Source organism: Actinocorallia aurea (assembly GCF_054783995.1).
The window spans coordinates 16414-28679 of sequence record NZ_BAAGPQ010000001.1 but is presented as its reverse complement, the minus strand read 5'-3'; the positions used below and the strand labels follow the sequence as shown (position 1 = coordinate 28679).

General features: G+C 74.4%; 11 protein-coding genes. 3 read left to right on the top strand and 8 right to left on the bottom strand.

The features are described 5' to 3' along the window. Window positions 1-8 precede the first annotated feature (8 nt). The 8 genes from ACYVOM_RS00140 to ACYVOM_RS00105 all read right to left on the bottom strand — a co-directional run bounded on the left by ACYVOM_RS00140 (window position 9) and on the right by ACYVOM_RS00105 (window position 9944). Entirely contained in the window at window positions 9-3341 is a 3333-nt protein-coding gene (locus ACYVOM_RS00140) for a BTAD domain-containing putative transcriptional regulator (RefSeq protein WP_460301091.1), read from the bottom strand. A gap of 79 nt (window positions 3342-3420) precedes the next feature. After that, window positions 3421-5523: an MMPL family transporter gene (locus ACYVOM_RS00135; RefSeq protein ID WP_460301090.1), complete on the bottom strand. Its 2103-nt coding sequence runs from the start codon at window positions 5521-5523 to the stop codon at window positions 3421-3423. A 101-nt stretch (window positions 5524-5624) separates the two neighbouring features. Continuing rightward, window positions 5625-5939 (bottom strand): cytidine deaminase, encoded by a 315-nt coding sequence (locus ACYVOM_RS00130; protein ID WP_460301089.1) that lies wholly within the window; start codon window positions 5937-5939, stop codon window positions 5625-5627. Continuing rightward, a complete protein-coding gene (locus ACYVOM_RS00125) occupies window positions 5936-6589 on the bottom strand; it encodes a hypothetical protein (RefSeq protein ID WP_460301088.1) in 654 nt (217 codons plus the stop codon). The genes ACYVOM_RS00130 and ACYVOM_RS00125 overlap by 4 nt, the downstream gene beginning before the upstream one ends. Before the next feature lie 75 nt (window positions 6590-6664). Further along, window positions 6665-7915, bottom strand: a complete 1251-nt coding sequence (locus ACYVOM_RS00120) for a hemolysin family protein (RefSeq protein ID WP_460301087.1) — start codon at window positions 7913-7915, stop codon at window positions 6665-6667. 14 nt (window positions 7916-7929) lie between these two features. Further along, on the bottom strand, window positions 7930-8397 hold the full coding sequence (gene ybeY, locus ACYVOM_RS00115; protein ID WP_460301086.1) for an rRNA maturation RNase YbeY: 468 nt from the start codon (window positions 8395-8397) through the stop codon (window positions 7930-7932). Then, entirely contained in the window at window positions 8394-9434 is a 1041-nt protein-coding gene (locus tag ACYVOM_RS00110) for a PhoH family protein (protein WP_460301104.1), read from the bottom strand. Before ACYVOM_RS00110 ends, ybeY begins: the two co-directional genes overlap by 4 nt. A gap of 141 nt (window positions 9435-9575) precedes the next feature. After that, the gene (locus ACYVOM_RS00105) at window positions 9576-9944 is read right to left on the bottom strand and encodes a histidine triad nucleotide-binding protein (protein ID WP_460301085.1); all 369 of its coding nucleotides are present in this window, start codon (window positions 9942-9944) and stop codon (window positions 9576-9578) included. A gap of 145 nt (window positions 9945-10089) precedes the next feature. Between ACYVOM_RS00105 and ACYVOM_RS00100 the strand changes: the two genes are divergently transcribed. From ACYVOM_RS00100 to ACYVOM_RS00090, 3 genes are all read left to right on the top strand, one after another. Next, complete coding sequence (locus tag ACYVOM_RS00100; RefSeq protein ID WP_460301084.1) at window positions 10090-10623, top strand: SigE family RNA polymerase sigma factor; 534 nt, start codon at window positions 10090-10092, stop codon at window positions 10621-10623. Continuing rightward, window positions 10620-11228, top strand: coding sequence for a hypothetical protein (locus ACYVOM_RS00095; RefSeq protein ID WP_460301083.1), 609 nt, complete (start codon window positions 10620-10622; stop codon window positions 11226-11228). Before ACYVOM_RS00100 ends, ACYVOM_RS00095 begins: the two co-directional genes overlap by 4 nt. A 230-nt stretch (window positions 11229-11458) precedes the next feature. Beyond that, a complete protein-coding gene (locus ACYVOM_RS00090; protein ID WP_460301082.1) occupies window positions 11459-12187 on the top strand; it encodes a 16S rRNA (uracil(1498)-N(3))-methyltransferase in 729 nt (242 codons plus the stop codon). The last annotated feature ends 79 nt before the right edge of the window (window positions 12188-12266 follow it).

Genomic DNA, 12266 nt, shown 5'->3' with positions numbered 1-12266 from the left:
GGCGGGGGTCAGGGCAGCCGGGAAAGGCTGCGGCGCTCCCAGAAGTCCGATCCCGCGCGGCGCGCCACCTCGGCGGCGCGCGCGTAGTGCCGTGGGGCGTCGGGCAGGCCGAGGAAGGCCGCCGTCTCCCCCAGGACCCAGGAGACGGGGCAGAGGGCGACCGCTGTGGTGAAGGTGCCGACGAAGGCGTCCGCGTACGGCAGGAGCAGCCGGTAGGCGTCCCGCGCGGCCTCGGCGTCGCCGACCGCGACGGCCGCCAGCGCCCTGAGCGACATGTGCAGGTCGAACAGGTAGTCGGGCCGGATCGGCACACCTTGCGCGAAGACCTCGCGCGCCTCGGCGGCACCGCCCCCGGCCGCGAGCGTCAGCACGTAGGCCTCGCAGGCCGCGCCGTACGGCCAGTTCCGCCACATCAGCTCCGCCTCCCCGCTGAGCTCCGCGAGCCGGTCCTGGGCGAACATGACGGCGAAGCGTACGCACCAGCCGACCGCCGCCTCCGCGCCGAACGAGCTGGTCCGGGCCATGCCCTCGACGACGGCCGCCGCGTGCGCGCCCGCCTCTTCGAAGCGGCCCGCCAGCGTCAGTTCCAGGCAGGCCCGCCATGCCGCGAGGTTCAGCAGCAGCGGCAGGTCGTAGCGGCGGGCCAGCTCCACGCCGCGCTCGTGCAGCTCCGCGGCGGCGGCGAAGTCCAGCCGGGAGCACGCGTTGTTGTGCAGCGAGAGCAGGGCCAGCGCCGTGTAGACGCCGAGCGAGTGCCGCTCGGCCACCTCCAGCATCTCCCGGGCGGTCTCCTCCCGCGCGACCACGTCCCCGGCCTCGCGGTGCAGGTTGTTGAACAGGCCGTTCAGCGCGTGCACCAGGATCTCGCCGCCGCCCAGTTCGCGGGCGAGCGCCACCGCCTCCTGCGCGGCCGGCACGCCCAGGCCCGACGGGTCCCCGTCGAGTTCCAGCGCGATCGAGGTGAGCAGCCGCGCCCGGGTCTCGCCGTGCGGCAGCTTCGCCAGGACCGCCTCCATCGCGGCGATGAGCCGCTCGTCGTACAGCCCGTACGGCCTGTTCGCCCACAGCATCGGGGTGTCGACCGCGCTCAGGACGCGCGCGGCGAGCTCCACGTCGGCCGGCTCGGCGTCGGCCAGCGCCGCCAGCGCCGGAACCGCCTCGTCACGGCGGATCCGGGCCGTCATCACGTCGCCGGCCAGGACGAGGGCGCGGACCAGCCGGGCCGTCAGCTCCATGCGGCCCCGCACGTCCCCGCCGGTGCGCGTGTGCGCCTCCAGGGCGCTCGCCCACAGGCCCGCGGCGGCGCGGTGCGCGAAGCGGGTCTCGGCGGCCTCGGCGGCACGCGAGGCGTGCACGGCGGCTCGGTCCAGCCGGGTCCCGGCGGCCAGGTGGTGGTGGGCGAGGGCGGCGCTGTCTGCGGGCCGCAGGTCCTCCAGCGCCTCGGCGACACGACCGTGCAGCCGGGCCCTGCGCAGCCGCGACAGCTCGCCGTACAGGGTGTCGCGGACGAGGACGTGGGCGAAGCGCGGACCCGTCTCGTCCTCGGTGATCAGACCGGTGATGAGCGCGGCCTCCAGGGCGTCCAGGACCGAGTCCTCGTCCAGCGCGCACACCCGCACGAGCACCTCGGCGTCGACCTCCCGGCCCAGCACCGCGGCGGTCCGCAGCACCGTCGAGGCCGTGGCGGGCAGCCGGGCGACGCGCCTGCGCAGCACGTCCCCGACACCCGAAGGCACCTCGCGCAAGGCCGCGTCCGGGCCTTCGGCGTCCAGGAGGCGGGCGGTCTCGCGCACGAAGAAGGGGTTGCCCGCGGTGCGCTCGGCGACCGCGGCGAGCGTGCCGGGGTCGACGGGCCTGCGGCACACCCTGCCGACGAGGTCGGCGACGGCCCCGGCGCCCAGGCCGCCGAGCGCGACCCGCACCGGCTCGCGTCCGGCCAGCGCCGCGAGCGCGTCGGCCAGCGGCTCGCTCGGCTCGGTCGAGCGGAACGTGCCCACGAACAGGACGCCGGGCGCGCGTTCCGGCAGGCTCGCCAGCAGGCCCAGGGTCTCGGCGTCGGCGCGGTGCAGGTCCTCCAGCACGACCGCGAGCGGGGTCTCGGCCGCGACCTCGGCCAGATAGGCGCCGATGGCCCGGTGCAGCAGGAACCTGGCGACGGACGGGTCGCCCTCCGGGGCGGGCGCGGCGTCGTCGAGCATCGGGGCCAGCGCCCTCGGCGCCGGATGGACCGCGTGCAGGGACCGCAGCAGCTCGGCCCACGCCCACGCGGCGGGCGCGCCGTCCACCTCGGGCGTGCGGCCCTGGGCGCGGTGCCAGCCTTCGGCGGCGAGGTCGCGGCAGATCCGGTCGGCGAACGCGGTCTTGCCCGCCCCCGCCTCCCCCGAGACCAGGACGAGGCGCCGCCCGGCCCGGACCGCCGCGAGCACCTCGGCGACCTCGGTCTCCCGGCCGACCAGCGGCTCGGGGTCCTCCGGCGCGGCGACGGGAGACGGCGCGGGCACGGCGACGGTGACCTGCTCACTGGGGACCAGCCCAGTGGGAACCAGCCCAGTGGAAACCGGCTCAGTGGGGACGCGCACGGTGGGGACCGGCGCAACGAGGTCGTCGTCCTGGCGGAGGATCGCGTGCTCCAGCCGCTGGAGCGCGGGGCCGGGGTCGACGCCCAGTTCGGCGGCGAGCAGCGCCCTGACCTTGCGCAGCGCGGCGAGCGCGTCGGCCTGCCTGCCCACCCGGTAGAGGCCGAGCGCGAGCAGCCGCCACAGCTCCTCGCGCAGCGGATGCTCGGCGGCCAGGGCCTCCAGGTCGGGCAGCGCCTGCGCCGCCGACCCGTCGTCCAGCATCGCCGCGGCCCGCCGCTCGACCGCCGTCAGCCGCAGCCCTTCCAGCCGAGCGGACTCGGCCTCGGCCCAGGGCAGGTCGGCGAACTCCGCGTAGGCGGGCCCGCGCCACATCGCCAGGGCCGCCTCGGCGGACGCGCGCGCCTGTGACGGCTCCGCCGCCCGCCCGACCAGCGTCTCGAACCGCCACACGTCGACGGCCGCCTCGTCCAGCGCGAGCGCGTATCCGGGCGCCCTGGTGACCAGCACGGCCGCGGGGGTCCGCGGGGCCCGGTCCGGCTCCAGCGCCCGCCGCAGATGCGACACGAACGCCTGCACGCCCGCGAGCGCGCGCGGCGGCGCCTCACCCGGCCACAGGTCCTCGATCAGCCGGTCCACCGGGACCATCCGGCCCCGTGCCGCGACGAGCCGCGCCAGCACGGCCCGCTGCCTGGTCCCGCCGAGGTCGGCGGGTCCCCCGCCGACCCTGGCCTCCAGCGCCCCCAACACCCGTATTTCGACCATCTCGGGGGCATCATAAACCGCCCGGGACGCCGGAATCCGCCCCCACGCGGACGTGGACGCGGATCACACACCGGCAGGGTCAGCCGACGAGTTCGAGCGTGTTCCGGTCCTCCTCGCCGCGGTCGCGGCGGGGGCGCGCTCCCGGCAGGACCCTGGCCAGCGGCGCGGGCAGCCACCAGTTGGCCCTGCCGAGCAGCGCCATCGTCGCCGGCACGAGGACGAGGCGGACCACCGTCGCGTCGACGGCGACGGCCGCGGCCAGCCCGACCCCCATCTGCTTGATGAGGACCGCCGGGTCCAGCACGAAGCCCGCGAACACCGCGATCATGATGAGGGCCGCGCTGGTGATGATCCGCCCCGTCGAGGCAAGACCGGCGACGACCGAGCCGCGCGCGTCGCCCGTCCGCTCGTACTCCTCGCGCACCCGCGACAGCAGGAACACCTCGTAGTCCATCGAGATCCCGAACAGCACCGCGAACATCAGCGGCAGCACGTAACTGGAGACCGGGACGCCGTGCGGCAGCCCCAGCACCGAGGCGCCCCAGCCCCACTGGAAAAGCGCGGTGACGACCCCGTAGGCCGCGCCGACCGAGAGCAGGTTCATCACCGCGGCCTTCACCGGCACCGCGATCGAGCGGAACACCAGCAGGAGCAGCGCGCACGACATGCCGACGACCGCGAGCACGACGATCCACAGCCGGTCGATGATGAGCGCGCTGATGTCGCGGTAGGCGGCGGTGAGCCCGGTGACCTCGCCTCCGGCGGGCCGCACCTCGGCGCGGACCGCGTCCACGAGCGGCGCCACCCGCTCGTCCTGCGGGCCGAACTCCGGGACGACGGTGAGGGCCGCGACCGCGCCGTCCGGGGACGGCACCGGTTCCGTTACCGAGGCCACCCCGGGCACCTCGGCGAGCCCGTCCCGGACGGCCGCCGGATCGGCGCCCCCGCCCAGGTCGAGGACCACGACGAGCGGGCCGTTCGCGCCCGGCCCGTAGGCTTCGGCGATGAGGTCGTAGGCCTGCCGGACGGTGCTGGACGTCGACTCCGAACTCGCGTCGCTCGGCCAGTTGCGCAGCGCGAGCGTCGGCGCGGCGAGCGCCAGCAGCAGCGTCAGCGCGGCCAGCAGCCAGGGCAGCGGCCGCCGTCCGACGCGCTCGGCCCAGGCGGCGACCCGCGGTGAGGCCACCGCGACGGCCGCGCCCCTGCGCTCGCGGCGGCGCAGCACGCGCCGGCCCGACAGCCCCAGCAGCGCGGGCAGCAGCGTGAGCGCCGACGCCATCGTCGCGGCGACCACCAGCCCCGTCGCGTATCCCATCGTGACGAACACCGGCAGCCCGGCGAAGGCGAGCCCGCACAGGGCGAACAGCACGGTCATGCCCGCGAACAGCACCGACCGGCCCGCGGTGGCGTTGGCGGCGGCGACCGCCTCGCGCACCTCGAGTCCTTCGGCCAGGTTCTCCCGGAACCGGGTGAGGACGAACAGCGCGTAGTCGATGCCGACCCCCAGGCCGATCATGACGGCGAGGGTCGGGGTCGTCGTGCTCACGTCGATGAGGCCCGCGAGCACGGTGATGCCCGAGACGCCCACGCCCAGCCCGGTGAGCGCGACGGCCAGCGGCAGCCCCGCCGCGACGACCGAGCCGAAGGCCAGGAACAGCACCGCGAGCGCGGCCGCGATCCCGATCGCCTCCGACGTCCCGCCCGGCGCCGACACGTTCTCCGGCACCTGGCCGCCGAACTCCGACCGCGCCCCGGGCACCCGTGCGGCGTCCTCCAGCAGCGCGAGCTCCGCCTTCGGCGCCAGCTCCGTCACCGCCCTGTCATAGCGGACCGTGAGGAGGGCGGTGCGCCCGTCCCGGCCGAGCAGCGGATCGGCCACGTCGGCGACGCGCGGCAGGGCGGCGATCCGGTCGCGGGCGGCGGCCACCGCGGCCGGGTCCAGCGGCCTGTCCCCGTGCACGACGACCCGGGCGTCGGCCCCCGCCATGCGCGGGAAGTGCTCCCGCAGCAGGTCGGTCCCGCGCTGCGAGCCCGTCCCCTTCAGCGTGTAGTCGTCGTGGAGCGCGCCGCCGACGCCCGCCGCCAGCCCGGCGAACACCGCCACGGCCAGCACCCACAGCCCGATCATCCGCCAGGGCCGCCGGGCGGCGAACCCTCCCAGGCGGTACAGCAAGCGCGACATCCCATCCCCTTCACACGGTGGTCCTCAACCGGGACCACTGTGCGGGAGGGTGCTTGCGCACGGGTTGGCCCGCACTTGCGGGCCGCCCGGGGCGGGGCGCGTCAGAGGGTCTCGCGGACCGTTCCGTCGAGGCCGCAGACGAGGACGGGGGCCTCCGCGGCGAGGTCGCGGACCGCCGCGATGTCCGGGGCGCCGCCCGCGGTGACGACGACGGCGGCCTCCAGCGCCTCGGCGCCGCTGGCGACGGCCATGGCCACCGCGGTCTGGAGGGCGGTCAGCGAAAGGCTGGGCAGGGCCACCGTCGAGGCGGTGTAGGTGCGTCCGGTCTCGTCGCGGACCGCGGCGCCTTCCTCGGCGCCGTTGCGGGCGCGCGTGGAGCGCGCGAGTTTGATGAGCTTCTCGTCCTCGGGATTCACGGGCTCACCCTAGTGGCTCGCTCCAACCGGATCGCCGCCGCCTCCGCGGCCTTCGCGACGGCGGCGCGCTGGCCCTTGCGCAGCAGCGCGGGCCCGGCCACCAGCAGCAGGTCGCCGCCGACCCGGTGCGCGACGAGCTCGTAGCTCAGCCGGGTGCCGTCCTCGGCCTCCTCCCGGTAGGCCGCCGCGGCGGTGTCGGCCTCGCTCAGCCGCGGGACGGGCAGTTCCGCACGGCGCAGCCCCATCATGCCCTCGCCCGCGGGCGCCTCGATCGCCGCGCAGTCGTCGATGAGCCGCCGGGCGTCGGCGACGGCCCTGGCCGCGGCCTTGTCGCCGAGGTGGAAGATCCGCTGCGCGAGCGTCGCGCCGGGCTCCACCTGGAAGAAGACGGCGACCTCGGCGGGCTTGGCGGGCCGCAGCCCCTTGCCGTCGGCGAGGCCGAGCAGCGCCGCGCAGTCGAGGTCGAGCGGGGCGACGCCGCCGAACACCTCCTGCGCCGCCGCGGGCAGGTACCCGGCGGGCAGGTCCGCGGCGGTCAGCAGCGCCGACGCGGTCTTCGGCGCGCCCGCCGGGGCCGCGGTCCGCGTCCCGCAGCCCGCGGCACAGACCGCCATGACGGCGCACACGGCCACGCAAGCGAACCGACCCATGGGATATCCCCCCGAAGTCTCCCGACGGCGAGCGGGAACGTTCCCGGTCCCCCGGCGCGTCAATCCTCGGGGTCGCTACCGGGCCGATTCCTCCGGCGCCTCGGCGAGGCGTTCGACCAGGACCGTGGAGATGCGGTTGCGGCGGCCGGTGAGGCTCTCGGCGGTCAGGCGCAGGCCCGCGACCTCGGCGGTCGACCCGGCGATCGCGACGCGGCCGAGGGCGTGCGCGAGCAGGCCGCCGACGGTCTCGACGTCGTCCTCCTCGATGGGGGCGCCGGTCAGCTCGGCGAGCTCCTCCACGCTCAGACGGGCCGTCACCCGGACCGCCCCGTCCTCCAGATGCTCCACCCGGGGGGCCTCGGTGTCGTACTCGTCGGTGATCTCCCCGACGATCTCCTCGAGGATGTCCTCGATCGTGACGAGCCCCGCGGTGCCGCCGTACTCGTCGATGACGATCGCGACGTGGATGTGCTCGGCCTGCATCTCGCGCAGGAGGTCGTCGACGGGCTTGGAGTCCGGCACGAACGACGGGTCCCGCATCAGCGTGGAGACCCGCTCGCCGGAGGCGTCGTCGCCCGACTCGTGCAGCCGCCGGATGACGTCCTTGAGGTAGGCGACGCCCACGACGTCGTCCTCGTTCTCGCCGGTCACCGGGATGCGCGAGAAGCCCGAGCGCAGCGACAGCGACAGCACCTGCCGCAGCGACTTCTCCCGCTCGATGAACACGATGTCGGTGCGCGGCACCATCACCTCGCGCACCACCGTGTCGCCCAGCTCGAACACCGAGTGGATCATCTCGCGCTCGTCCGGCTCGATGAGGCTGCGCTGCTCGGCGAGGTCGACGAGGTCGCGCAGCTCCGCCTCGGTGGCGAACGGGCCCTCCCGAAAGCCCTTGCCTGGAGTGAGGGCGTTGCCGAGGAGGATGAGCAGCGACACCAGGGGGCCGAGGACCCGCGCCAGCGGGAGGATGATCATCGCGCCGGCCAGGGCGACCTTGTCGGCGTGCTGGATCGCCAGCGTGCGCGGGCCGACGCCGACGAGGGTGAAGCTCACCAGGATCATGATCAGCGCAGCCGTGACGTAGGCGCGCCATGTCTCGTCGAGCCAGCCGATGCACAGATCGGCCACGATCACCGTCGCCGCCAGCTCGCACGACGTCCGCAGCAGCAGGAGAAGGCTGACATAAGGGGCGGGATCGGCCACGACGGCCGACAGCTTCGCCGAGTCGAGCTCGGCCACCCGCACCCGCGACACCCGGGACAGAGCCGTTTCCGCGCTCGCGAACAGCCCCGCGAAGACCACCAGCAGCACGCTGAGGGCGGTCATCCACAGCTGGGTGTTCAGCGCGACTCCCGCCAGCTAGCCAGCAGCTTGCCCTGGAGCCCGAACATCTCGGCGTGCTCCTCGGGTTCGGCGTGATCGTAGCCCAGCAGATGCAGGATGCCGTGCGCGCACAGCAGCTCCATCTCCTCCTGGGTGGAGTGGCCCGCCGTCTTGGCCTGCCGCTCGGCTACCGCGGGGCAGAGCACCACGTCGCCCAGCAGGCCCGGATCGGCGACGCCGTCCTCGCTGCCGCCCGACAGGTGGCCCGGCCGCAGCTCGTCCATGGGGAAGGCGAGGACGTCGGTCGATTTGTCCTCGCCCATCCACTTCTGGTTGAGCTCGTGCATCGCGGGCTCGTCGACCATCAGGATCGACAGCTCGGCCTGCGGGTGGATGCGCATGGCGTCCAGGACGTGCCTGGCCAGCTCCACCAGAGCCACCTCGTCGGCCGTCGCCGACGACTCGTTCAACACCTCGATGCTCATCGGCGTCCCCGCTCCCGGCGCCCTGTGCGGCCCGACTGCGGATGGTCCTCCGCGTCGAACCGCGCGTAGGCGTCGACGATGTCCGTGACCAGCCTGTGCCGGACCACGTCGCCGCTGGAAAGGCGGCAGAAGTAGATGTCCTCGATGCCTTCCAGGATGCCCTGGACGACCGCGAGGCCGCTGCGCTGCCCGGACGGCAGGTCCACCTGGGTGACGTCGCCCGTCACCACGATCTTGGAGCCGAAGCCGAGCCGGGTCAGGAACATCTTCATCTGCTCCGGCGAGGTGTTCTGGGCCTCGTCCAGGATGATGAAGGAGTCGTTGAGGGTGCGGCCGCGCATGTAGGCGAGCGGGGCGACCTCGATCGTCCCTGCCTGCATGAGCTGCGGGATCGAGGCGGGGTCGACCATGTCGTGCAGCGCGTCGTACAGCGGGCGCAGGTACGGGTCGATCTTCTCGAACAGGGTGCCGGGCAGGAAGCCCAGCCGCTCGCCCGCCTCGACCGCGGGGCGCGTCAGGATGATGCGGTTGACCTGCTTCTCCTGGAGCGCCTTCACCGCCTTGGCCATCGCCAGGTACGTCTTGCCGGTGCCCGCGGGCCCGATGCCGAAGACGACGGTGTGCTGGTCGATCGCGTCGACGTAGCGCTTCTGGTTGACGGTCTTGGGGCGGATCGTCCTGCCGCGCGAGGACAGGATGTCGTGGCTCAGCACGTCCGCCGGGCGGCCGGAGTGGCGCAGCATCGACAGGCTGCGCTCGACCACGTCCGGGGTGAGCACGGTGCCCTTGCCGAGCAGTTCCACGAGGGAGGCGAACAGCTCCGCCACCAGCTCGGGCTCCGATCCGCCGGTCACGGTGATCTCGTTGCCCCGCACGTGGATGTCGCTGTCGAAGGCCTTCTCCACGGCCGCGAGCAGTTCGTCGCCGGAGCCGAGCAGCGCCACCATCGGCAGGTCGTCGGGTACGACGATCTTCATCTGGGCGTGCGCCCCGGTCCTGGCGGCGGAGCCGCCGCGGGAACTCTTTGATTCGGTCATCTGCCGGCCGCGGGCGGCCACGAACCCCTCTGCTGCGTGGTTTCCGGTCTTGTCGACCATGGTACCGACCGGGGGCCGCCCGGCGCGCGCCCATTATTCAGGGATGAGTCGCGAAAGCGCTGGTCATCCCGTTTCTTCGGCCTATCCTGGAGGCCAGTTGAGCCCCCGGCCGCCCAGCACGTGGGCGTGCGCGTGGAACACCGTCTGACCCGCGCCCGAACCGGTGTTGAACACCACCCGGTAGCCGGACTCGTCGATGTCCTCGACCTCGGCGACCTTCCCCACCTCGACGGCGAGCGCCGCGAGCTCCGCGGGGTGCTCGCCCAGCGCGGCGAAGTCCGGCACGTGCAACTTGGGGATCACCAGCACATGCACCGGCGCCTGCGGATTGATGTCGCGGAAGGCGAGCGTGTGCTCGGTCTCCCGGACGACCTGGGCGGGCACCTCACCCGAAATGATCTTACAGAAGAGACAGTCCACGGGGCCTCCGTCCTCACGTTCGGGGGGCATGCTATCGGGGTGCGGGATACGTAACTTGCACGGCGCGGCGTGGCTTCGTCTGGTTATGGTGGTCTTGGTGGCGCTACCCCCGAGGCGGCTGGACGGCTGAATGCGGTTTGGTAAACCGGACGACGAAGGTGGGCGTCCTCCTGATGTGACCGAGACCGTCCTGGCTCCGCTCCCCGCGGTCGCCGCCGCGTGGGACGCCGACCAAGCAGTGACCGCCCTGTACGGGGCCGAGTACCGCTCCCTGGTCCGCCTCGCCGCGCTGCTGGTGCGCGACGTGGCCACGGCCGAGGAAGTGGTGCAGGACTCCTTCGTGGCCATGCACGGGTCCTGGCGGCGACTGCGCGATCCCGGCAAGGCGCTGGCGTACCTTCGGCAGTCGGTCGTCAACCGCGCCCGGTCGGTGCTGCGGCACCGGGCCGTCGTCGAGAAGTACGCGCCCAAGGGCCTGCCGGACGTGCAGAGCGCCGAACACGGGGCCATCATCCAACTGGAGCGCGACGCCGTCGTCCGCGCGCTGCACGGGCTGCCGCCCCGTCAGCGCGAGGCCCTGGTGCTGCGCTACTACGCCGATCTGTCCGAAGCCGAGATCGCCGCCGCCATGGGCATCAGCCGCGGCGCGGTGAAGAGTCACACGGCGCGCGGCATGGCCGCGCTCCGCAACGTCCTGGAGCACCCATGACCACCGGCGACCCGTACGCCGACCTGCTCCGCCGCGCCCTGCACGCGGAGGCGGACGAGGTCATGCCGTCGCCCGAGGGACTGAGCCGCATCCGCGAGCGGACCTCCGTGCCCCGCCCCTTCCCCTGGCCGAGCTGGAAGAGCATGCTGCTCGCCGCCGCCGCGGCCCTGGCCACCGGCACCGTTGCGATCACCGCCACCCCCGCCGCCTACCACCGCTTCATCGCCCCGGACACCGAGTCCGTGCCGGTGCAGGAGCCCAAGAACGCGCCCGGTCCTTCGGAGCAAGGGCCTCAGACCGTCACCCCGACCCCGACGGAGACCCGGTCCCTCTGCGTCTCCGCGCCTGCGGACGTGACCCCCGCGCCGGGATCGTCCTGCCCGCCTTCGACGACGCCGCGCCCCACCTCCCAGACCGAGTCCTCCCCGCAGGCGCCCGTCCCGACCGTCCCGCCGCCCGCGACCCAGCAGCCCACGCCGACGCAGGCCCCGACCTCCGAGGCGCCCGCGCCCCCGCCCGCCGAGTCGCCCTCCTCGTCCGCCCCCGCCACCCCCGACCCGACTGCGGTCGACACCCCGGCCACGGCCGACCCGTCACCCTCCTGACCCCCGATCCCGGGCAAGGAGCCGCCCCGGCCACCCGGGTTCTGGCCGGGGCGCGCCCCACCCGTCCCACGGCGTCGCCCTGTCCGTGCTCCGCGTGCGGGCCGGTCCTGCTGCGCCGCCAGGTCGGCGGGATGCCGTCCGGACGCGGTCACCGGGGCCTTGCGCCGGTCGTCCTGCGGTCGTCCACAGGGCCGCGGACGGGACGGGGCGCGAGCTGCGAGGATGGAGGGGTGAGTGCTCCGGTTTTCGTGGTGGAGTCCGCCGTGCTGGCGGACGGCAGGATCGTGGTCGAGGGGGCCGAGGGGCGGCACGCGGCCACGGTGAAGCGGTTGCGGGAGGGCGAGGAGGTGGTGCTGACCGACGGGGCCGGGCTCGTGGTGCGCGGTGTCGTCGCCGGGGTCGGCCGGGACAGGCTCGAGGTGGAGGCGGTCGAGCGGAGGGTCGAGCCGGAACCCGCGCCGAAGCTCGTCGTGGTGCAGGCGCTGCCGAAGGGCGAGCGGGGAGAGCTCGCCGTCGAGGTGATGACGGAGGCCGGCGTCGACGTGATCGTGCCGTGGTCGGCGAGCCGCTCGATCACGCAATGGCGTCCCGAGCGCCGCGAGAAGTCCCTCGCCCGCTGGCGCAACGCCGCCCGCGAGGCCGCCAAGCAGGCCCGCCGCGCCCGCTTCCCGGAGGTCGCCGACCTGGAGACCACCGCCCAGGTCGCCGCCCGCCTCGCAGCCGCCCCCCTGGCCCTCGTCCTCCACGAAGAAGCCGCCGAGCCTCTCAGCCGAGTCGCCCTGGCCGCCCCGGAGATCGTCCTGGTCGTGGGCCCGGAAGGCGGCATCAGCCCAGAGGAACTCGATCTCTTCACCGCCTCCGGCGCCGAACCCGTGCTCCTGGGCCCCACCGTCCTGCGCACCTCGACCGCCGGCGTCGCCGCCGCCGCTGTCCTCCTCTCCCGCACCGGCCGCTGGTGACCCGACCACACCCCGAAGCCGTCCCGCGAACCCCTGCGCCGACCGCACGCCTCCGTCCCCACCCGATCGGGTGCGAGAA